The organism is Streptomyces sp. NPDC002044, from assembly GCF_040296725.1.
In the GTDB taxonomy this organism is placed as follows: Bacteria; Actinomycetota; Actinomycetes; order Streptomycetales; family Streptomycetaceae; genus Streptomyces; species Streptomyces antarcticus.
Map to the genome: position 1 here is coordinate 36,268 of NZ_JBEOXU010000022.1, position 20,117 is coordinate 56,384.

At 73.6% G+C, this 20,117-nt stretch carries 20 protein-coding genes; 13 read left to right on the forward strand and 7 right to left on the reverse strand.

The annotated features are described in order from the left end of the window. The first annotated feature begins 569 nt into the window (after positions 1-569). The 3 genes from ABT106_RS08730 (at position 570) to ABT106_RS08740 (ending at position 2,306) form a co-directional block, all read left to right on the forward strand. A complete protein-coding gene (locus ABT106_RS08730) occupies positions 570-1,112 on the forward strand; it encodes a GNAT family N-acetyltransferase (protein ID WP_351274334.1) in 543 nt (180 codons plus the stop codon). 254 nt (positions 1,113-1,366) lie between these two features. Then, a complete protein-coding gene (locus ABT106_RS08735; protein ID WP_351274337.1) occupies positions 1,367-1,741 on the forward strand; it encodes a hypothetical protein in 375 nt (124 codons plus the stop codon). 190 nt (positions 1,742-1,931) lie between these two features. Further along, the gene (locus ABT106_RS08740) at positions 1,932-2,306 is read left to right on the forward strand and encodes an ArsR/SmtB family transcription factor (protein WP_351274340.1); all 375 of its coding nucleotides are present in this window, start codon (positions 1,932-1,934) and stop codon (positions 2,304-2,306) included. A 74-nt stretch (positions 2,307-2,380) separates the two neighbouring features. On the opposite strand, the gene ABT106_RS08745 is transcribed toward ABT106_RS08740, so the two are convergent. Both ABT106_RS08745 and ABT106_RS08750 read right to left on the reverse strand, forming a co-directional pair. Continuing rightward, a complete protein-coding gene (locus ABT106_RS08745) occupies positions 2,381-2,563 on the reverse strand; it encodes a hypothetical protein (protein WP_351274342.1) in 183 nt (60 codons plus the stop codon). 290 nt (positions 2,564-2,853) lie between these two features. After that, complete coding sequence (locus ABT106_RS08750) at positions 2,854-3,057, reverse strand: hypothetical protein (RefSeq protein WP_351274344.1); 204 nt, start codon at positions 3,055-3,057, stop codon at positions 2,854-2,856. Between the two features lie 123 nt (positions 3,058-3,180). Here ABT106_RS08750 and ABT106_RS08755 point away from each other — a divergent pair, with 123 nt between their 5' ends. Continuing rightward, on the forward strand, positions 3,181-4,026 hold the full coding sequence (locus tag ABT106_RS08755; protein WP_351274346.1) for a helix-turn-helix transcriptional regulator: 846 nt from the start codon (positions 3,181-3,183) through the stop codon (positions 4,024-4,026). A 60-nt stretch (positions 4,027-4,086) separates the two neighbouring features. Here the strand turns inward: ABT106_RS08755 and ABT106_RS08760 are convergent, their stop codons facing one another. Together ABT106_RS08760 and ABT106_RS08765 are read right to left on the reverse strand one after the other, a co-directional pair. Then, positions 4,087-4,953 carry a hypothetical protein gene (locus ABT106_RS08760; RefSeq protein WP_351274349.1) on the reverse strand — a complete coding sequence of 289 codons (867 nt, stop codon included), beginning with the start codon at positions 4,951-4,953 and terminating at the stop codon, positions 4,087-4,089. Next, complete coding sequence (locus ABT106_RS08765; protein WP_351274352.1) at positions 4,950-5,294, reverse strand: PadR family transcriptional regulator; 345 nt, start codon at positions 5,292-5,294, stop codon at positions 4,950-4,952. Before ABT106_RS08765 ends, ABT106_RS08760 begins: the two co-directional genes overlap by 4 nt. 290 nt (positions 5,295-5,584) lie before the next feature. On the opposite strand from ABT106_RS08765, the gene ABT106_RS08770 reads away from it, so the two are divergent. The 4 genes from ABT106_RS08770 to ABT106_RS08785 all read left to right on the forward strand — a co-directional run bounded on the left by ABT106_RS08770 (position 5,585) and on the right by ABT106_RS08785 (position 9,011). Continuing rightward, positions 5,585-6,121, forward strand: a complete 537-nt coding sequence (locus ABT106_RS08770; RefSeq protein WP_351274354.1) for a hypothetical protein — start codon at positions 5,585-5,587, stop codon at positions 6,119-6,121. 156 nt (positions 6,122-6,277) lie between these two features. After that, positions 6,278-7,123 carry a DUF4097 family beta strand repeat-containing protein gene (locus ABT106_RS08775; RefSeq protein WP_351274356.1) on the forward strand — a complete coding sequence of 282 codons (846 nt, stop codon included), beginning with the start codon at positions 6,278-6,280 and terminating at the stop codon, positions 7,121-7,123. A gap of 116 nt (positions 7,124-7,239) precedes the next feature. After that, on the forward strand, positions 7,240-8,223 hold the full coding sequence (locus ABT106_RS08780) for an ATP-binding cassette domain-containing protein (protein WP_351274406.1): 984 nt from the start codon (positions 7,240-7,242) through the stop codon (positions 8,221-8,223). After that, positions 8,220-9,011: an ABC transporter permease gene (locus ABT106_RS08785; protein WP_351274359.1), complete on the forward strand. Its 792-nt coding sequence runs from the start codon at positions 8,220-8,222 to the stop codon at positions 9,009-9,011. The genes ABT106_RS08780 and ABT106_RS08785 overlap by 4 nt, the downstream gene beginning before the upstream one ends. Before the next feature lie 349 nt (positions 9,012-9,360). On the opposite strand, the gene metX is transcribed toward ABT106_RS08785, so the two are convergent. Next, positions 9,361-10,554 (reverse strand): homoserine O-acetyltransferase MetX, encoded by a 1,194-nt coding sequence (gene metX / locus ABT106_RS08790; RefSeq protein ID WP_351274409.1) that lies wholly within the window; start codon positions 10,552-10,554, stop codon positions 9,361-9,363. Further along, on the reverse strand, positions 10,551-11,912 hold the full coding sequence (locus tag ABT106_RS08795; protein WP_351274361.1) for a bifunctional o-acetylhomoserine/o-acetylserine sulfhydrylase: 1,362 nt from the start codon (positions 11,910-11,912) through the stop codon (positions 10,551-10,553). Before ABT106_RS08795 ends, metX begins: the two co-directional genes overlap by 4 nt. A gap of 519 nt (positions 11,913-12,431) precedes the next feature. Here ABT106_RS08795 and ABT106_RS08800 point away from each other — a divergent pair. Then, entirely contained in the window at positions 12,432-14,117 is a 1,686-nt protein-coding gene (locus ABT106_RS08800; RefSeq protein ID WP_351274364.1) for a ribonuclease J, read from the forward strand. A 160-nt stretch (positions 14,118-14,277) separates the two neighbouring features. Next, a complete protein-coding gene (locus ABT106_RS08805) occupies positions 14,278-15,045 on the forward strand; it encodes a TetR/AcrR family transcriptional regulator (protein ID WP_351274367.1) in 768 nt (255 codons plus the stop codon). A gap of 140 nt (positions 15,046-15,185) precedes the next feature. On the opposite strand, the gene ABT106_RS08810 is transcribed toward ABT106_RS08805, so the two are convergent. Beyond that, the gene (locus tag ABT106_RS08810; protein WP_351274370.1) at positions 15,186-15,578 is read right to left on the reverse strand and encodes a hypothetical protein; all 393 of its coding nucleotides are present in this window, start codon (positions 15,576-15,578) and stop codon (positions 15,186-15,188) included. Between the two features lie 223 nt (positions 15,579-15,801). Between ABT106_RS08810 and ABT106_RS08815 the strand changes: the two genes are divergently transcribed. The 3 genes from ABT106_RS08815 to ABT106_RS08825 all read left to right on the forward strand — a co-directional run bounded on the left by ABT106_RS08815 (position 15,802) and on the right by ABT106_RS08825 (position 19,940). Further along, the gene (locus tag ABT106_RS08815) at positions 15,802-17,256 is read left to right on the forward strand and encodes a hypothetical protein (protein WP_351274373.1); all 1,455 of its coding nucleotides are present in this window, start codon (positions 15,802-15,804) and stop codon (positions 17,254-17,256) included. Between the two features lie 63 nt (positions 17,257-17,319). Next, positions 17,320-18,591 carry an AAA family ATPase gene (locus ABT106_RS08820; protein WP_351274375.1) on the forward strand — a complete coding sequence of 424 codons (1,272 nt, stop codon included), beginning with the start codon at positions 17,320-17,322 and terminating at the stop codon, positions 18,589-18,591. Next, a complete protein-coding gene (locus ABT106_RS08825; RefSeq protein WP_351274378.1) occupies positions 18,588-19,940 on the forward strand; it encodes a vWA domain-containing protein in 1,353 nt (450 codons plus the stop codon). The genes ABT106_RS08820 and ABT106_RS08825 overlap by 4 nt, the downstream gene beginning before the upstream one ends. The last annotated feature ends 177 nt before the right edge of the window (positions 19,941-20,117 follow it).

A 20,117-nucleotide genomic window follows, 5' to 3' on the forward strand; every position in this document is an offset into this window, starting at 1 on the left:
GGCGGTCCGCGCGGGGGCGGGGACGGGAACGGGGACGGGAACGGGGATGGGATGCACGAGGTCCTCCGGAAGGGGGGTGAAGGGCGGAGCGGCGCGGGGTGGGGAGTCGCAACCCCCTCGAAGATCATGAGACGTGGCATCGATCGCGGGGAGGGAAGGAAGCGAGTACAGCGCAGAGCGGGAGGCGCGGCAGCCGGATCTGGACGACCTGGTCGAGGGGTGCGGCCCAGGTGCCGGAAGGCACGCGTCGGGGCGCCCGGTCCCGTCAACGGGGTTCCGCGGCGCGTAGGTTGGCCGGAAGCGGTCGGTGAGGGCGCCCCAGCGCGGAAACCACTTGCGCTGACGGGGGCGGGAACCGAACGTGCCCGGCGGGGACGGCTCAGGACCTCGGGAGGAGATCGCGCAGGCCGGAACGGAACGTGGGGCGGTCCAGAAGGGACGGGCCGGATCACGGCGGTCGCGCCGTCGGCCGCCCGGGTGCGGTGCGCTGCGAGGGCGACCTGCCCGACCGGCCGGAGGGGCCGCCCGGATATCCTGCCTCGTCCTGACCAGGCCAGGGAGGCCCCGCCATGCGTAGCACCACGCCGTCCTTTCCCGAGCGGATCGAGCTCTCGGGGGAGGGCCTCGTCTTGCGGGACTGGACGGAATCGGACCTGGCCGCGATGCCGGGGCTGTTCGACCACCCCGACATCGCGCACTGGACCCCGATCGTCTCGCCCTTCGACGAAGCGGCCGCCCTCGCGCGGCTGGAGCGGGCCCGCCGGCTGCGGGCGGAGGGTACGGCCGTTCTGCTCGCCATCACCGTCGACGGCGGCGCGCCGCTCGGCGAGGTCATGCTGCGGCGTGCTCCCGAGGGTACGGAGCTCGGCTACGCGGTCGGTCCGGCGCACCGCGGCCAGGGGCTGGCGGTGCGTGCGGTACGGGTGATGGCCGCGTACGCCTTCGAGCGGCTGGACGCGGAGCAGGTGATCCTGGAGCTGGAAGCCGAGAACGCCGCCAGCGTCGGCGTGGCCACCAAGGCGGGCTTCGGACTGCTCGACGTACCGCTGATCACCGGTGAGGAGAAGGGGCGGCCATACGCCCTCCAGACGTGGGGGCTCAACCGCCCCTGACCGAAGCGGCACCGCTCCTTTTCGGACGCCCGGGGAAGTCGTCCCCGCCCACGGGCCCGGCGTCGCCGTAGGTGGGATCGGCGGAGTGGGGCCGGGCGGCCCCTCAGGCGCAGGTGGAAATCTCGCCAAAGGCTCCGTTTTCCTCCCCGTGGCGCACGCGATCACTAGCGTGGTGGGCGCAAACGGTCCGGTGCCGGGGCGGGCAGACGACGCGGGCGCCGGGCGTCGACGGAAAAGCGAGGGAGTGGGCGTCGATGGCGAATGTGGAAGTTTCCCTGAAGGAAACGATGACCTCGATCGAGGGTGCGCTGGGGGTCGCGCTGGTGGACTACAGCAGCGGCATGGCACTGGGGACGCTCGGCGGCGGGAAGGAACTGGACCTGTCGGTCGCCGCCGCCGGGAACACCGATGTGATCCGGGCGAAGGTCCGGACCATGGAAATGCTGGGCATGCAGGACGAGATCGAGGACCTGCTCATCACCCTCGGCACCCAGTACCACCTGATCCGGCTGCTGAAGGGACGCGGCAGCAACGGGCTGTTCCTGTACGTGGTCCTCGACAAGGCCAACTCCAACCTGGCGATGGCACGTCACCAGCTCAAGCGCATCGAAGCGAACCTGGAGGTCTGACCTCGGTGTTCACGGGCCCACGCATGCCCACGAGTTGAAGAAATCTTCAACTCGGCACATCCAAATCTGCTCATACGCGGCGCGCGTGGGTCCGTCGGGGGGAAGGCTGGACGACGACGGCCGCGCCGCCGCCCGGCCACCCCGTCGCCTCCTCCCCTTCGACCCCTCAACAGCAGGAGAATGCGTGGGAATGCAGGTCCCCCTGTACCAGGCGAAGGCCGAGTTCTTCCGGATGCTCGGGCACCCCGTCCGCATCCGCGTCCTGGAACTCCTGCAGAGCGGACCGATGCCCGTACGCGAGCTCCTCGCCGAGATCGACATAGAGCCGTCCAACCTGTCCCAGCAGCTGGGAGTCCTGCGCCGCTCCGGCATCGTCGTCTCCATCCGCGACGGGTCGACCGTCAGCTACGCCCTGGCGGGAGGCGACGTCGCCGAACTCCTCCGCGCGGCTCGGCGCATCCTCACCGAGCTGCTCGTCGGCCAGAGCGAACTCCTCGCGGAGCTACGGCAGGTGGGACCCGAACCCAGCCGCGCGGACTCGGCCGCGGACACCGGACGGCCCTGACGCCGAAGAAGGGCGCGCCGCCCCGTCGGCCGGAGGCGACACGGGGCCGCCGCAGGCGCGTCCGGGCGTCCCGCTCAGAGGTTGTCCCACAGCCTGCGCCAGAAGTTGGCGCGCACGTCACGCAGCCAGTGGCCGGTGTCGCAGTGGAGCGTGCGGACCACGGGGAAGCGCTGCGGCACGGGGCGCCCGCACCACTGGCACGGCTTCGTGCGCCGAGCGGGGGAGCCCGGCGTCCGGGCGCGGTTCGTCTCGTTCATGGGTCCCAGTGAACCGGCCGCCGGCCCGCGTCGCCTCGGTCACCGTACTCAGCCGCCCCGTGCCTCGTACTCAGGCCGCGGCCGTCCGCCCACGGGCACACCGCGCACGGCGCGCCGAACAGGACCAGGCCCCGGGACGATCGTCCCGGGGCCCGGTGGTCCACTTCGCTGACCACCCCGTTCAACGACCGGACGCGCCAGGTGTCACGGCCGGTCCGCGCCGAGCCCGCGACGGCACCCCGGGCGGGCCCGTCACTCAGGCGGCTCTCGTGGGGCGGGGCCGGGCGGCGTCAGTCGGGACGGGCGGCGAGACGGGAAGCGAGACGGAACCTCAGGTCACCCGCAGCCCGGCGGATCTCCTCGGGCTGCCGGTCGTCGTCCAGCATTCCGAGGAGCACCATCAAGGCCCGCGCCTCGTCCGCGCTGATCAGCTTCAGACGCGGCTCCGTCACGCTGTCGAGAAGTACGTCCAGTAGGTCCAGGGTCTCGTCCATACGGAGAACAACGTCCGGCGCCCGGCGTGCGTTACCCGCCCGTAGGCCCAGGTGCGCCGGTCCGCCCGTGCCGGGGTGTGATGCACCCGGGCACGGCCTCCGGAGGGCGGCTAGCCTCGGGGCGTGAACGGCAACGACCTCGGGGACTTCCTCCGCTCCCACCGCGCCCGCCTGCTGCCCGACGACGTGGGGCTGGCCTCCTGCGGTGTCCGCCGGGTGGCGGGGCTGCGCCGCGAGGAGGTCGCCGTGCTGGCCGGCATGAACAGCGACTACTACGCCCGCCTGGAACAGGGGCGCGAGCGGTGGCCCTCACCCCAGATCCTCGACGCGATCAGTGCCGCGCTGCGGATGGACGGGGAAGCACGGGGACACCTCTACCGGCTGGCGGGCACCACACCCGGCGGCGCTGCCCGGCCGGCGCCGAAGGAGGCCACCAGCGCCCCGCTGCGGCAACTCCTGGACGGCTGGGAGCACACGCCGGCGTTCGTGCTGAACCCGGCGACCGACCTCCTCGCCGCGAACACCCTGGCCGACGCCCTGTTCTCACCGTTCGAGCGGGCGGACAACCTCGCCCGGATGACCTTCCTCGACCCGGCGGCGCGCCGGTTCTTCGCACACTGGGACCGGGCGGCGGAAGCGGTCGTGGCCGCGCTGCGCCACGCCACCGGGCTCGACCCGCACTACCCGCGCCTGCACGACGTGGTGGCCTCCCTCGGTGAGCTGAGCGAGGAGTTCCCCCCGCTCTGGTCCTCGCACACCGTCCGGGGGAAGACCTTCGACGCCAAGGAGATCGTCCACCCCGACGCCGGGCCCCTCTCGCTCACGTTCCAGTCCTTCGACGTCCGCGGCGCCCCCGGTCAGCAAATGGTGGTCTACCAGGCCGAGCCGGGGAGCCCCAGCGCTCAGGGACTCGCCCTGCTCGGCAGCCTCCACGCCACCCGCCGACGGGAGACGGCCGCGGAGCGGTAGTGCCCGTCCGCGCCCGCGCCCGCACCCCCGGCCGCGGCCTGAGGGCGCGGGTTCCGGGACTCACGCCGAGGGCGAGGCCGTCGCTCCGCGTCGGCGGCGGATGCTCACGGCGGCCGCCATCGGCAGACCGATCGCGAGCGGCAGGACCGCCGTCTCCGCCGTCCCGCCGAACACGCCGACCACGGCGAAGGGCAGGCTCGCCAGCAGCACGGCGGGACCCGTACGCAGCCGGGCGAATGCCCGACGGCCGGCCAGCAGCAGCCCCGCGGCCGCCGGTACGGCGAAGTACAGCACGCCCTGCGGGTGCGGCAGCGGCCACCACGACGGCGCCAGGGCCAGGGCCGCCGCCCCCGCCAGCGCGACGGGCACCCCGGTCGCCGCCGAGCGCAGGCGCAGGACGGGCCGCGCGTCCGGCGGGCAGAGCAGGGCGGTCAGAGTCAGGAGCAGCGTCGGGCCGCTGAGGACGAGCGCGAACTCGATCCCCAGTCCCGGCCGGAAGACCTGCACGGCCATGCTCGCCGCGATGCCCGCCAGTACCGTCCGGGTACCCGCCGTCCAGCGGCCGGTCAGGGCCAGGACCGCGCCCACGAGGGCCGCGATGCCGCCCGCCCCCGTCAGGACCGCGGGGGCGATCTCCCCGATCCGGCCGGTGACGCGGAGGGTGGAGAGCGTCAGTCTCGTCAGGTGCATCGCGTTCAGGCCCACCGCGATGACGGCGAACGGGGCCAGGGCCGCGAGGAGCCGCCCGGCGCGCCCCGCCGAGCCGATCCCGAGCCGCATGCGCAGGGCGTGCCCGGCGACGTCGGCGGCCTCGCGAATCCGTGCCGGCCGGCTCGCGCCGTCCGTGGCCTCGCGGTAGGCGTCGGCTATCTCGTCGCCGAACGTGTGCCGGTAGGCGGCCGGGTAGAGCTTCAGCAGGGCGTTCACGCGGTGACCGCCTTGCCGGGGCCGCCGAGTTCCAGACGCCGGATCGCCTCTTGGGCGGTGTGCGCGATACGGGCCGCGTCGGCGGCCAGGACCTCGCGTCCGCGCGGAGCCAGCGCGTAGCTGCGGCGCCGGCGTCCGTCGACGACCTCCTCCTCGTGGACGGCGATGAGTTCCTGTTCGAGCAGGCGCTCCAGGGCTCCGTAGAGCGTTCCGGTACGCATCTTCGTGCGGCCTTCCGAGATCTTCTCGACCTCCTGGGCGATCGCGTATCCGTGCCGTGGGGCGTCGGCGATCGCGGTGAGGATGAGCAGGGTCGGCTCGCGCAGCGGTTGACTGTTCACACGGATCACCATAGCTCGGTGTCCGGCATATGTCGATGACCGAGCTATGGGTCGGCGCGGCCGCCGCCCGGCTCGGAATCGGGTGGCCCTACGTGGCGCCACTCGGGCGCCGGGTGGCGCCATCTGAGGGGCATGCGGAATTGGAGGGGTGCGTGGGCGCGCGTGGCGCCAGGGTGAGCCAAAGATCTGTGAGTGTGTTGTTGCAGGTCAGGGGACTGTCTTCAGATTTCGCCCCGCAAGAGTCGGCGGCGGCCTTGCCGGTGGTGCCATTGTGGTGCCATGATGGCGCCATGGACCTGACCCCGTATGTCGACACCCTCCGCCGTGAGCTCGCGGTGGCCGCCGAGGCCGGTGGGGAAGACGCCCGAGAGCTGGCCGAGCGGCTCACCGCCCCTCTGGAATCGGCGGCCCGCCTGACCATGCTCCACGTGCTCTCCGACGCCATGAACGAGATCACCCGTGAGCTCGCCCCCGGCTCGGTCGACGTACGGTTGCGCGGGCTCGACCCCGACTTCGTCGTGACACTGCCGCCCGCCGCCGCCGGCGGCCTCGCCGAGCCGGCCGCGTCCGTCGAAGCGAACCTGGCGCAGGCGCAGGCGCAGGCGCAGGCGCCCGCGGACGGCGACGAAGGGGGCACCGCCCGCGTCAACCTGCGCCTGCCGGCCCACCTCAAAGCGCGCGCCGAGGAGGCCGCGGGCCGCGAGGGCCTGTCGGTCAACGCATGGCTGGTCCGGGCCGTGTCGGCCGCGGTCGACGGCGCGGGCGCACCGCGCACGCCGGAGCGGACCCGCACCATCGGACAGAGCTTCACCGGCTGGGTGCGCTGAGGGGTGGCGTCGCACGCGCTCCCGCCGCGGGCGGACCTCCGGGCGAACGGAACGACCTCGACGACGCCCCCCAGCTGACATCCCGCCCGATCCACCTCACCCACACCACGTCCCACCAGCGGGGACGACCCAAGGACACACGAGGACGGAACAGCCATGCCTTCTTTCGACACTCCCGAACCGATTTCGGCCACCGCCCACGTGGACGCCGGTTCCATCCGGTTCACCGCGGGGGACCGCCCCGACACGGTCGTGGAGGTGCGGCCCCGCGACCCGGAGAAGGAGCAGGACGTACGGTCGGCCGACCAGACCGACGTCACGTACGCGAGCGGTGTCCTGACCGTGCGGACGCCCAAGCCGCGCTACCTCTTCGGGCGCACCGGCACCGTCGACGTGACGGTCGAACTGCCCACGGGCTCGCGCGTCGACATGACCGGCGCCTGGGCCCAGGTGCTCGGCGAGGGCCGGCTCGGCGAGGTCCGCGTGAAGACCTCGTCCGGTGATGTCCGCCTCGACACGACCGGTCCGCTCCGGCTCACCGCCTCCCACGGCTCGATCACCGTCGACCGGATCGAGGGCCCCGCCGAGATCAGCACCAGCTCGGGCAGCCTCCGCATCGGCACCGTCGACGGTTCCGCCGTCCTGAAGAACGCGCACGGCACCACCACCGTCGGCGCCGCGACCGGCGACCTGCGGGTGAACGGAGCCAACGGCGACATCGACATCACGCGCGCCGAGGGCTCGGTCACCGCCACCACCGCCCACGGCACCCTGCGCGTCGCCGAAGTCGTGCGCGGCACCGTCCGGTTGGAGACCTCCTACGGAGCCATCGAGGTCGGCATCCGTGAGGGAACCGCCGCCTGGCTCGACGTCAGCTCCGGCCAGGGGCAGGTCCGCAACACGCTCACCGCCTCCGACAGCCCCGAGAAGTCCGAGGACACCGTCGAGGTCCGGGCCCGGACGCGCTACGGCAACATCGACGTCCGCCGCGCCCGGCTCTGAGCACCCGGCTCGCGCACTCGCCCGTCCCTCGTTCGTCCCTCGTTCGTCCCCGCCCGTCCCTTGGCAGTCCCCTTCCCACATGAACGGAGGGCTCCGTGCCTTCATCTGTCATGCCCATGCCTATTCCTGCTCCCAAGAACGCGGGCGATCCGCGGCCACCCGCCGCCGTCTCCGCGGTCGGGCTGCGCAAGTCGTACGGCGACAAGACCGTGCTCGACGGCATCGACCTGCACATCCCGCCCGGGTCCGTGTTCGCGCTGCTCGGGCCGAACGGTGCGGGCAAGACCACGGTCGTGAAGATCCTCTCCACGTTGGTCTCCGCCGACGGGGGACAGGCCCGGGTCGCCGGCCACGACGTCGCCGCGTCACCCGACGGGGTGCGGGCCGCGATCGGTGTCACCGGTCAGTTCTCCGCCGTCGACGGTCTGATCACCGGCGAGGAGAACATGCTGCTCATGGCGGACCTGCACCACCTGTCGAAGGACGAGGGGCGGCGTACCACAGCCGAGTTGCTGGAGCGGTTCGACCTGGTCGAGGCGGCCAGGAAGCCGGCCTCCACCTACTCCGGCGGTATGAAGCGCCGCCTGGACATCGCCATGACCCTGGTCGGCGACCCGCGGATCATCTTCCTCGACGAGCCGACCACCGGCCTCGACCCGCGCTCCCGCCACACCATGTGGCAGATCATCCGCGAACTGGTCACCGGCGGCGTCACCGTCTTCCTCACCACCCAGTACCTGGAGGAGGCGGACGAGCTCGCCGACCGCATCGCCGTGCTCCACGACGGCAGGATCGCCGCCCAGGGCAGCGCCGAAGAGCTGAAGCGGCTCGTCCCCGGCGGACACGTACGGCTGCGCTTCGCCGACCCCGCCGCCTACCGGTCCGCGGCCCTCGCCCTCCACGACGCCGTCCGGGACGACGAGGCCCTGGCGCTCCAGATCCCCAGCGACGGCAGCCAGCGCGCGCTGCGCGCCGTCCTGGACCGGCTCGACACCGCCGGCGTCGAGGCCGACGAACTGACCGTCCACACCCCCGACCTCGACGACGTGTTCTTCGCCCTCACCGCCGCCACCGACCAGCGCAAGGAAGACCTCCGATGAGCTCCCTGTCCCTCGCCGTCCGCGACTCGTCCACGATGCTGCGCCGCAACCTCCTGCACGCGCGGCGCTACCCCTCCCTCACCCTGAACCTCCTGCTCACCCCGATCGTCCTGCTGCTGCTCTTCGTCTACGTCTTCGGCGACGTGATGAGCGCGGGCATCGGCGGCGGCGGCGCCGACCGCTCCCGGTACATCGCGTACGTCGTCCCGGGCATCGTGCTGATGACCATCGGCGGCACCGTCGTCGGGACCGCGGTGTCCGTCTCCAACGACATGACCGAGGGCATCATCGCCCGCTTCCGCACGATGGCGATCCACCGCGGGTCCGTGCTCATCGGGCACGTCGTCGGCAGCGTGCTCCAGTCGGTCATGAGCGTGCTCCTCGTGGGCCTCGTCGCCGTGGCCATCGGCTTCCGGTCCACGGACGCCACGGCCCTGGAGTGGCTGGCGGCGTTCGGGCTGCTCGCACTCGTCGCCATGGCACTCACCTGGATCGCGGTCGGGATGGGCATGGTCAGCCCGAACGCCGAGGCGGCCAGCAACAACGCGCTGCCGCTGATCGTCCTGCCGCTCATCTCGAGCGCCTTCGTCCCGATCGCCGCGATGCCGGGCTGGTTCCAGCCCATCGCCCAGTACCAGCCCTTCACCCCCGCCATCGAAACCCTGCGCGGCCTTCTCCTGGGCAGCGAGATCGGCCACAACGGGTGGCTCGCGGTCGCCTGGTGCCTGGCCCTCTCCGCGCTCGGCTACTCCTGGTCGAGGTCCGTCTTCAACCGCGATCCCAAGTAGCACCGGGAGGAACGGACGGGCCGCTTCCCGCGGCACCCCCGCCCAGCCCGAGGGCGGCGTACACCGACACCCCGTCGGCGCACGCCGCCCCTTCCGGCGCGCGGCCCGATCCGCCGGTCTGCGGGGCTTCCGGCTCCGGGAGCCCCGGTCGCCCCCGTGGCCCCGTGACCCTCCGGGTCAGTACGCCTGGACCACCGGCGGGTGGAGCCGGGCGAATCCCTCCTGGCGGTGGTACGGGACGTAGCGGCGGGGAGCCGTCAAGGCCGCCGTCCGGCGCCCTTGTCCTCGACACCTGAACCGCTCCGGGCGACCGCCCCGGCCGGGGCGGGGGCCGGGGGCCGGGCGGGCCTCAGCCGAGCCCGGCGGCAACGCCCGCCGGGTCCCGTACGCCGTCCAGCAGCTCCCGCACGAGCGCGGCGACCTGACCCGTCTCGATGAGGAACCCGTCGTGCCCCCACGGCGAACCGATCACCCGGACCCCGTCGGCCGAGGGGATCCCCGCCGCCAGCTCCTGCTGCTGCGACAGCGGATAGAGGCGGTCGGAGTCGACGCCCGCCACCAGGGTCCTCGCCGTGACCCGCCCGAGGGCGGCCCTGGTCCCGCCCCGCCCCCGGCCGATGTCGTGGGCGTTCATCGCCTCGGCGAGCACGACGTAACTCGCCGCGTCGAAGCGCCGCACCAGCTTGCCGGCCTGGTGGTCGAGATAGGACTCGACCTGGTAGCGGCCGCCGAGCCAGGGGTCCTCGCCGACCTGCGGACGGTGGCCGAAGCGGGCGTCGAACTCCCGGGCGCCGCGGTAGGTGATGTGGGCGATGCGCCGGGCGACACCGAGGCCCGCGTGCGGCCCCAGGCCCGCGCCGGCGTCGTGGTAGTCACCTCCCCGCCAGTGCGGATCGGCGCGGATCGCGTGGACCTGAGCACTGGCCCAGGCGATCTGGTCGCCGCTCGCCACCGCCGGGCAGGCGAGCAGCAGCAGCGCCGCCACGCGCCGCGGACGGGACACGGCCCACTCCAGCGCCCGCATCCCGCCCATGGAGCCGCCGACCACGAGCGCCCAGCGCTCGATGCCCAGCGCGTCGGCCAGCCCGGCCTCGGCGAGGACCTGGTCGCGCTGGGTCAGCCGGGGGAAGGAACCGGCCCAGCGCCGCCCGTCGGGGCGGAGCGAGGCCGGCCCCGTGCTTCCCTGACAGCCCCCCAGCACGTTCGGCGCCACCACGAACCAGCGGTCCGTGTCGAGCGCCCGCCCCGGCCCGACCAGCCCCTCCCACCAGCCGGGCGTCGGGTGACCGGGCCCGGCCGGGCCGGCGACATGGCTGTCGCCGGTGAGCGCGTGCAGGACGAGGACCGCGTTCGAGCCGTCGGCCGCGAGACGCCCCCACGTCTCGAACGCCACCTCCGCGTGCGGGAGTCGCCCGCCGGCCTCCAGCGGCAGCGGGCCGGCCGGCCGGTGCCACTGCCGGCGTCCCGGCGGATCCCCCTCCCGCCACGCACCGGTGGCGGGAGGGAGGTCAGCCGCCGGGGCGCTCGCCCCGGCGGTGTTCAGGACGCCTCCTTCGCGGCGCGGAAGCCGGCCTCCAGGTCCGCTTTGAGGTCGGCCAGGTTCTCGATGCCGACGGACAGGCGCACCAGCCCCGGGGAGGTACCGGTGGCGGCGAGCTGCGCGTCGTCGAGCTGGCTGTGGGTGGTGGAGGCGGGATGGATGATCAGGCTCCGGACGTCGCCGATGTTGGCGAGGTGGCTGAAGAGCTCGACACCGTCCACGAAGCGCTTGCCCGCCTCGACGCCGCCCCGCAGCTCGAAGGCGAGCACGGCCCCGGCACCGCGCGGGAGGTAGCGGCGCCCGGCCTCGTACCAGCGGTTCGAGACCAGCCCGGGGTAGTGGACGGCCGAGACCTCGTCGCGCCGCTCCAGCCACTCGGCCAGCGCCTGTGCGTTGGAGGTGTGCCGTTCCAGACGCAGGCTCAGGGTCTCCACGCCCTGCAGGAGCAGGAAGGCCGAGTGCGGGGCGATGGCCGGGCCGAGGTCGCGCAGCAGCTGCACCCGCAGCTTGACGGCGTACGCGCCGGGCCCCAGGGCGTCCCAGTACCGCAGGCCGTGGTAGCTGGGGTCCGGCTCGCTGAAGTCGGGGAAGCGCTCGGAGTGCGCGCCGAAGTCGAAGGTGCCGGCGTCGACGACGACTCCGCCGATGGTGGTGCCGTGGCCGCCGAGGAACTTGGTCGCCGAGTGCACGACGACGTCGGCGCCGTGCTCGATGGGGCGCAGGAGGAAGGGCGTCGGCACGGTGTTGTCGACGATCAGCGGGAGCCCGGCCTCGTGGGCGACGTCGGCGACCGCGCGGATGTCGAGCACGTTGCCGCGCGGGTTGCCGAGGGTCTCCGCGAACAGGGCCTTGGTCCCGGGGCGCACGGCGGCCCGCCAGGCGTCGAGGTCGTCCGGATCCTCGACGAAGGACACCTCGATGCCGAACTTCGGCAGGGTGTGCCGGAAGAGGTTGTACGTGCCGCCGTAGAGGGACGCGCTGGAGACGATGTGGTCGCCGGAACTCGCCAGGTTCAGGATGGCGAGGGCCTCCGCGGCCTGCCCGGAGGAGAGGGCCACGGCGGCCACGCCGCCCTCGAGCGCGGCGATCCGCTGCTCGAACACGTCCTGGGTGGGGTTGTGGATGCGGGTGTAGATGTTCCCCGGTTCGGCGAGGGAGAAGAGGTCGGCCGCGTGCTGGGTGTCGCGGAAGACGAACGAGGTGGTCTGGTAGATCGGGACCGCCCGCGCACCCGTGGCCGGGTCCGGGGTCGCGCCGGCGTGCAGCTGCTTGGTCTCGAAGGACCAGGCGGAGGTGTCGGGTCCGGTGGACTCGTCCTCGGGGGTGTGGCCCGCGGTGACGGCGTCGATCGGCTGGCTCATGGTTCTCCTCGGTACACGTGCGGTGCCCGCAGGGGCAGGGTGGGGCCGGACGGGCGGCGGGGCACGGGAAGGCGGCGTACGAAGCCCCGGCGGGGCTCTCGCGCGGAATAAAGCGGAAGAAGGACGTGGCACGGGGCCGTCACCGCGGCGCGTGCGCGAGACCCGCGAACGGGCGGCACGGTGCGACGGAAAAGGAGGGAGGGACGACCCGGGGGCTGTGGCGCCGAATCAGCGGGCGGCGGGACAGCCCGTGGTCGTGACACGCACGTAGTCAACGTGGCGGCGGGTCACGAGTACGGTCATGGGGCCCAGGTAACCACAGTCGGACAGCACGCACCAGCGCCTTCCGCAACCCCGCCGGGGATTCACCGCGGCCGAACCGCCCCGCCGTCCCGCCGCCGGACGCCCTGGGCGGAGCAGGGCGCGGGGCGGCCGAATCCGGACTCCGGCCCCACCACGGACCGGCCGCTGGACCGGTCAAAGGATGGGCTCACCAGCGACCTCCTATAACGTCAGCGTATGAGTCATCCGCATCCCGAACTGAAAACCGCCCCGCCGCTGCCGGCAAACGGGCTGAGAGTCATCGCCCTGGGCGGCCTGGGCGAAATCGGCCGTAACATGACCGTCTTCGAGTACGCCGGCAAGCTGCTCATCGTCGACTGCGGCGTGCTGTTCCCCGAGGAGCACCAGCCGGGGGTCGACGTCATCCTCCCGGACTTCACATCGATCCGGGACCGGCTGGACGACATCGTGGCCGTGGTGCTGACCCACGGACACGAGGACCACATCGGTGGAGTGCCGTACCTGCTGCGCGAGCGGGCCGACATCCCCGTGGTCGGCTCGAAGCTGACGCTGGCGTTCCTGGAGGCGAAACTCAAGGAGCACGGCATCAAGCCCCGCACCGTACGGGTCCGCGAGGGCGACCGGCGCGGCTTCGGCCCCTTCAACTGCGAGTTCGTGGCGGTCAACCACTCCATCCCGGACGGCCTCGCCGTCGCCATCCGCACCGGCGCCGGAATGGTGCTGCACACGGGTGACTTCAAGATGGACCAGTTCCCCCTGGACGAGCGCATCACCGACCTCCGTGCCTTCGCCCGGCTCGGCGAGGAGGGGGTCGACCTCTTCCTCACCGACTCCACCAACGCCGAGGTCCCCGGCTTCACCACCTCCGAGTGCGAGCTCAACCCGGCGATCGAGCAGGTCCTGCGGACCGCGCCGCGGCGCGTGATCGTCTCCAGCTTCGCCAGTCACGTGCACCGGATCCAGCAGGTGCTGGACGCCGCCCACCAGCACGGGCGCAAGGTCGCTTTCGTCGGGCGGTCGATGGTCCGCAACATGGGCATCGCACGTGAACTGGGCTATCTGAAGGTCCCGTCCGGCCTGGTCGTGAACATGAAGGAGCTGGAGAAGCTCCCCGACCACAAGATCGCGCTGGTGTGCACCGGCTCCCAGGGCGAGCCGATGGCGGCCCTGTCGCGCATGGCCAACCGCGACCACGTGATCCGCATCGGAAAGGGCGACACCGTCCTGCTCGCCAGCTCCCTGATCCCCGGTAACGAGAACGCGATCTACCGGGTGATCAACGGTCTGACCCGCTGGGGCGCCAACGTCGTCCACAAGGGCAACGCCAAGGTGCACGTCTCCGGACACGCCAGCGCCGGTGAGCTCGTCTACTGCTACAACATCGTCAAGCCCCGCAACGTGATGCCGGTGCACGGCGAGTGGCGCCACCTGCGCGCCAACGGTGACCTGGCCATCCGCACCGGCGTCGACCCCGACCGGGTCGTCATCGCCGAGGACGGGGTCGTCGTCGACCTCGTCGACGGACGCGCCTCCATCACCGGCAAGGTTCCCGCCGGCTACGTCTACGTCGACGGCATGACGGTGGGCGGTGCCACCGAGGCGTCCCTCAAGGACCGCGTCACGCTGGCGCAGGAGGGCGTGGTCACCGTGGTGGCCATCGTCGACGCCAACACCGGAAGCCTGGCCGAGGCCCCCGACTTCCTGGCCCGCGGCTTCGAGCACGACGACACCACCTTCGCCCCCGTGATCCCGGTGATCGAGAAGGTCCTGGCCACCGCGGCGTCAGAGGGTGTCGGGGACGCGGTCCAGCTCGAGCAGCTCATCGCCCGTGCGGTGGCGAACTGGGCGTTCCGCACCCACCGGCGCAAGCCCCTCATCATCCCGGTGATCATCGACGCGTGACCGCGTCGGTGAGGGCGCCGTTTCCGGAGCCCTCCGCGTTTCCGGAGTCCTCCGTCGGCCGGTCTCCCTCGGACACCAACTGTGTACACCGTACTCTTTTGAGGGTACGGTGTACACAGTTGTCGGCGGGGCTCCGGCCCGCGAACCGAGGAGCGCAACCATGACCACCTCCGAAAGCTCAGGCGGCGGCGACGTCTCCCGCAGCCTCGAACTCCTGTGGGGGACCGGCGAGCGCCCGACCCGCGGTCCCAAGCCCGGCCTGACGCTGGAGCGCATCGTCGCGACCGCCGTGGCCGTCGCCGACGCCGAAGGGCTCGAAGCGGTCTCGATGCGGCGCGTGTCCACCGAACTGGGAACCGGCGCCATGTCCCTGTACCGCTACCTCCCGGGGAAGGCCGAGCTGCTGGACCTGATGCTCGACCAGGTCCAGGCCGAAGCCGAAGGGACGCTGGAGGAAGCCCGGACCTGGCGCGAGGCCCTGCACTCCGCCGCCCACGCCTCCCTCGCCCTCTACCACCGCCATCGCTGGCTCCTCCACGTCAACCAGGCCCGCCCGGTGATGGGCCCCCACGCGGTCCGCGCACTGGAGCGGACCCTGGCCCACATCCAGGACATGGAGGGCCTGAGCGACCAGGAACTGATGTCGGTGATCATCACCGTGGAGGGGTACGTCACCGGAGTGGCCCGCACCCACGTCCACGCCGTCGAGGCCCAGCGCAGCGGTGCCATGAGCACGGAGGAGTTCTGGCAGGCCCAGACGCCGGTACTCGCACGGGCCATGGGCGGCGGCTCCTACCCGACGATGGCGGCCCTCGACGAGGACGCCTTCGCGGCCGGCGTCGACCACTTCGGCTTCGGCCTGCGATGCCTGCTGGACGGCTTCGAAGCGCTCGTGGCCTCCCGGTCGGGACGCCTCGACGCAGGATGAGGCGGCGGGCCGGGCGGCGGGTTACGGGAGGCTACGGACGCCGAGCCGGCCCGGCCGACGGCCCGTTGACCGCCGCCCGCGTCTCCCCGCTCCTCGCCCCCCCCGCTCCTCGCCCCCCGGCCGCCGGGTCGCGAACGCCGTCAGCAGGGAGAGAAGAGCCCCTGGTCCACGTCGTCGAGGACGAACCCGTTGTCGAAGCGGACGCGGACCGTGACGAGGAGCCCCCGCTTCTGATGGGCGATCCACTCGGGCTCCAGGGCGGCGACCTTCTCCACGAGCTGCCGCCTGCTCCCCGCGGGCATCTCACGGCCGAAGGAGTCGAGGAGCGACGCGAGCCGCTGGTACTCACGGACCCCCTCGCTCTCGTGCCGGTGCTCGACCACCCGCTCGACGACGCCCTCGGCGCCCGCCGCGAGCGACAGCGATCCGGTGATGCCCGCCATCGCCGTCGGCGAGCCGTCCACCGGCGCCACCGAACCGATCAGCCTGGTTCCCGCCGCCAGCCGAACCCGCTGGCCTTCCGTCAGGGTCATCGCTTCTTCATCCCTCGGATCGGTACACGCCGGACCCGGGGCCGGCCGCCCGCCACGGATGTCCGGGCGGGGCGGGGCGAACCCCGGGGGATGCCAGTATCGGTCCCGGACCGGGCCTCCCTGCAATTGCCTGGCGGCCCGGCCGAGCGCCGGATACGATCCCGGAGATGATCACTTCCGCCGCTCACAGATCGGGGGACCCGTCCGCGCAAGGTGAGGGCTGATGCCCCATCAGAGCGCGAACCGGGATTCCCGCCCTTCCCACTGGCTGCGCGTGCGCGAGTTCGCCGTGCCGCCGTCCATGATCGAGACTGCCACCGCCCGCCGCTGCGCCGGGGACTGGGCGGGCGCGTGCGCCGCCGCACACATCGACGTCGACCTCGACCTGCGCCACCTGGCACGCCGTCACGGCCACGACCTCGCGGCCCGGATCCGGGCCGACCTCCGTCACCTCGCCCCCGACCTGCTGCGCTGGCACATGCCGAGGATCGCCCCCGACGGGCTCCTGCGCCCCGGGCTGACCTTCTCCCTGGCCCGGTACGACGTACCGGGGCGTCCCGGCGATCACCCCGTTCACCTGGTCGTCCGTACTCCGCCCGCCTGGGCGGACGCCGGCCAGCGGATCAGCCTCGCACTGTGGGACGCAGCCCGCCCCGAAGCCGGCCCCGCCCGCCATCCGCATCCCCGGCCCAACCGGCGGTTCCGCCTCGACCTGCACCGACACCTGTGGGACGCGCGCAGGACCGACGCGCTCCGAGTCCGGGCCGGCGCCGACGTCCGGGCCGGCGCCGACCGGCAGGATCCCGTACGCGGCCCCCGGAACCCGGAGGCACCGGAGCCGCCGGAGACACTGGTGCCGCCGGTGCCACTGCCGCCGGGACGCCACTGCGCCGTCGGCCGGTGGGCGGCCGAGGCCGGCCTCCTGCTCCGCGCCGAAGGACGGACCACCGGCACCGGAACCGTCACGGTGAGGCTCGGGGACGGGCACCGGCTGGTCCTGGCCCTCGACCTCGACGGCGCCCCGGACCCGGGTCCGCACGCCCTCCGGATCGCGGAGGCGCCGGCGGACGGCAGCGCCGCCGCGCTACCGGTCCTGCCCGACGCGGCGACCTGGATGCTGCCCGACCTGGAACTGCTGCGCACCGGCGCGATCGACGCCGGCCGGCTGCACCCCCTCGTCGCCGCGGCCCTCGCACCGGACCACGCGCCCGGCGACGCCTCCCGGCGCCCCGGACGCGCCGGGGAACCGCGCCCCGTGGACTGCCGGGGGGCCCGGCACCGCATCGGCCTGGTCGACGGGGTGCTGACCGCACTCGACCACGACCCCGCCGAGATCCGCAGGGAGGAACTCCTGGTCGCGCTGACCGGTACGCCGCTTCCCTGCCTCCAGGCCATCGACGAGGCACACCGGCGCCCCGACTGCCTCACCGGCGTCCGCGAGCGCCTGCACCACGGAGACACCGCGGGCGCCCTGGCCGTCGTCGAGGGCCTGTTGGGGCCCGCGGCGGTCCTGCGCGCCGGCGCCCTGCACGACGAACTGGCGGCGGCCGCGGCGCGCCGGATCACCTACGGCCTGTTCCGGGCCGGTCTCTGCGGCCCCGGGCCCCGCGTCATCGGCCCGATTCCCCCGCGCCCGCGCGGGCACGGCTTCCCTTCGCGCGGCGCGACCTTCCGCTGACCGGGAGACCCGCGTCCCCCGCCCGCCCGCACCACTCCCACCACGAACCCCAAGGTGACTCACATGCCCGAACACATCCCGCCCGCCTCTCCTGAGGCCCCGACCGGCCCGGACCGCACCGCCGCGCCCGACCCGCTCGACGTCGCCGGCGCGCTGCTGGCCCTGCTGCGCGACACCGCCACCGAACCACGCCCCGACGCTCAACTGGAGGCCCTGACCCTCGCGGTCGCCGCCGACCTGCCCGTCCTCCTGTGGGGTGAGCCGGGCATCGGCAAGACCGCGGCCCTGACCCAGCTCGCCGCGTCCCTGGAACTCCCGCTGACCACGGTCATCGCCAGCGTGCACGAACCGTCCGACTTCTCCGGTCTGCCGGTCATCGGAGACGACCCGGCGGAGCAGGGCGTCCCCATGGCCCCGCCGGACTGGGCGGTACGACTCGTCCGGGCCGGGCGGGGTCTGCTCTTCCTGGACGAGCTGTCCACCGCGCCGCCGGCCGTGCAGGCCGCCCTGCTCCGCCTCGTCCTCGAGCGCCGCATCGGAACCCTCCAACTGCCGCCCGGAGTACGGATCGTGGCCGCCGCCAACCCCCGCTCCTCGGCGGCCGACGGCTGGGAGCTGAGCCCGCCCCTGGCCAACCGGTTCGTCCACCTCCAGTGGATCCACGACCACGACGTCGTCGTACGGGGCCTCGGCGGGACCTGGCCCCGGGCCACGCTGCCGCGCCTCGACCCGGACAAGCTCACCCAAGCCGTCGACTACGCCCGCCGCGCGGTGTGCGGACTCCTCACCGCCCGCCCCACCCTCGTCCACCGGCTCCCCGGCGGCGAGGCCCGCCGCGGCGGCGCCTGGCCCTCGCCCCGCAGCTGGGATACGACGCTGCGCCTCGTCGCCTTCGCGACCGCGGCCGGAGCCTCCCGCGAGGTGCTGTCCCTGCTGGTCAGAGGAGCCGTGGGGGACGGGCCCGGGCTGGAACTGCTGGCGAGCCTGGACCGGCTCGACCTCCCCGACCCCGAGACGCTCCTCGCCGACCCGGGGCGTGCCGTCCTGCCCGAGCGGGGCGATCTGAGGCAGGCCGTGCTCGACGGTGTGGTGGACGCGGTCCGCAAGCGTCCGGAGAAGTCCCGCTGGGACGCGGCGTGGGCGCTGCTGGTCCGCGCGGTGCAGACCGGTGCGCCGGACCTGGTGGTCGTCCCCGCGAGCACGCTCGCCGCGCTGCGGCGAGAGGACTGGGACGTCCCGGACGCGATCGACGGGCTCGCCGGGGTCGTGTCGGTGTCCCGCCGGGCGGAGCACGCGGCGGCCCGGGTGGCGGTCGCCGCACAGGGCGGCCGATGAGCCCGCGCGGACCGGAGCTGCCGGAGGCCCCCGAGGCGCAGGCGGCGCACGTGCCTCCGGTGCCACAACCGGCGCCGGCGCCGGCAGCGGCGCTCGACCGGAACCCGCACGCGGACCCTGACCCGCACCTGGCCCCGCACCTGGACCTGGAGAAGCTCTACGCGGCACGGCTGCAGGCCGCCCGGGCCCGGCCGTACCTGGCGACGGCACTGTTCGCCCTGCACCTCGTGGAGGCACGGCGGGTGCCGACGATGGCGGTCGACCGGTACTGGCGGTGCTACGTCTCACCGGCCTTCGTCGCCCGGACGCCCGTGGAGGAACTGGCCGGGGTGTGGGTGCACGAGGTGTCGCACCTCCTGCGCGACCACCACGGGCGCAGCGACCGGGTCGCGCGGGAACGCGGCCTGACCGGCCCGGGGGAACGGCTGCGGATGAACATCGCCGCGGACTGCGAGATCAACGACGACGCGTTCGGCGACGGGCTGGTCCGGCCCGAGGGCGCGGTCGGGCCGGAGTTCCTCGGGCTGCCGGTGGGGGAGCTGATGGAGGACTACCTGCGCCGGTTCAGCCTGGGCGCGGGTACGGAACGCCTGGCGTGGCTCGACTGCGGCAGTGGCGCCGACGGGCTGGAACGGGAGTGGGACCTGGGACCGGACGGTGCGGACGGCCTCAGCGAGCAGGAGCGGGACGCGGTCCGGTTCCGGGTCGCCCAGGGCATCAACGCCCGTCCCGGAGACGCCCCGAAGGCGTGGAAGCGGTGGGCGCAGGACGCGTTCCACCCGCCCCAGCCGTGGCGGGACCTGCTGGGAGCGGCCGTCCGGTCGGCGGCCTCGGGGTCGGGCGCCGGCGAGGACTACACGTACGGCCGCCCGTCGAGGCGCTCGGCCGGGGTGCCGGGCGCCGTGCTGCCGAGCCTCCGGCGCAGGCCGCCCCGGGTGTGCGTGGTCGTCGACACGTCCGGATCGGTCAGCGACGCCGAGCTGGGCAGCGCGCTCCTCGAAGTCGCGGCGATCTCCCGGGCCGTGGGCGGCCGCCGTGACCTGGTCAGCGTGGTGTCGTGCGACGCGGCCGCCCACGTCGCGCACCCGCTGTGCCGGGCCGAGGGCATCGTGCTGCTGGGCGGCGGGGGCACGGACCTGCGTACGGGCTTCGACGCGGCCCTGCGGGCGAGGCCCCGCCCGGACGTCGTCGTGGTCCTGACCGACGGCCAGACCCCCTGGCCGGACGAGCGACCGCCGTGCCGGACGGTGGTGGGCCTGTTCCCGCGTCCGTACAGGCACGACGAGAACGACCCGGACTACGTACCGGACTCGCCCCCGGCCTGGGCGCGGGTCGTGGAGATCGGCTAGTGGGGTCACGGCACCGGCTACGCGCCGGGGGGGGCGCGGTCAGAGTCGCTCCGTACGCCCCGGGGGCGGCGCAGCGACGGCGTACGTCCCCCCGACGGCGGGGTCACCACCGGTGGTGCCGTCCGCCGGGCCCCGCCGCAGGCGCGCGCCCGTGTACGCGCCGGTCGCGCTCTTGCG

Coding starts and splice junctions, on each gene's coding strand:
- ABT106_RS08815 (WP_351274373.1), top strand. CDS start 15,802: ATGCCCCATCAGAGCGCGAACCGGGATTCCCGCCCTTCCCACTGGCTG.
- ABT106_RS08770 (WP_351274354.1), top strand. CDS start 5,585: ATGGACCTGACCCCGTATGTCGACACCCTCCGCCGTGAGCTCGCGGTG.
- ABT106_RS08745 (WP_351274342.1), bottom strand. CDS start 2,563: ATGAACGAGACGAACCGCGCCCGGACGCCGGGCTCCCCCGCTCGGCGC.
- ABT106_RS08775 (WP_351274356.1), top strand. CDS start 6,278: ATGCCTTCTTTCGACACTCCCGAACCGATTTCGGCCACCGCCCACGTG.
- ABT106_RS08820 (WP_351274375.1), top strand. CDS start 17,320: ATGCCCGAACACATCCCGCCCGCCTCTCCTGAGGCCCCGACCGGCCCG.
- ABT106_RS08825 (WP_351274378.1), top strand. CDS start 18,588: ATGAGCCCGCGCGGACCGGAGCTGCCGGAGGCCCCCGAGGCGCAGGCG.
- ABT106_RS08795 (WP_351274361.1), bottom strand. CDS start 11,912: ATGAGCCAGCCGATCGACGCCGTCACCGCGGGCCACACCCCCGAGGAC.
- ABT106_RS08780 (WP_351274406.1), top strand. CDS start 7,240: ATGCCTATTCCTGCTCCCAAGAACGCGGGCGATCCGCGGCCACCCGCC.
- ABT106_RS08785 (WP_351274359.1), top strand. CDS start 8,220: ATGAGCTCCCTGTCCCTCGCCGTCCGCGACTCGTCCACGATGCTGCGC.
- ABT106_RS08740 (WP_351274340.1), top strand. CDS start 1,932: ATGCAGGTCCCCCTGTACCAGGCGAAGGCCGAGTTCTTCCGGATGCTC.
- ABT106_RS08805 (WP_351274367.1), top strand. CDS start 14,278: ATGACCACCTCCGAAAGCTCAGGCGGCGGCGACGTCTCCCGCAGCCTC.
- ABT106_RS08810 (WP_351274370.1), bottom strand. CDS start 15,578: ATGACCCTGACGGAAGGCCAGCGGGTTCGGCTGGCGGCGGGAACCAGG.
- ABT106_RS08735 (WP_351274337.1), top strand. CDS start 1,367: ATGGCGAATGTGGAAGTTTCCCTGAAGGAAACGATGACCTCGATCGAG.
- ABT106_RS08730 (WP_351274334.1), top strand. CDS start 570: ATGCGTAGCACCACGCCGTCCTTTCCCGAGCGGATCGAGCTCTCGGGG.
- ABT106_RS08750 (WP_351274344.1), bottom strand. CDS start 3,057: ATGGACGAGACCCTGGACCTACTGGACGTACTTCTCGACAGCGTGACG.
- ABT106_RS08800 (WP_351274364.1), top strand. CDS start 12,432: ATGAGTCATCCGCATCCCGAACTGAAAACCGCCCCGCCGCTGCCGGCA.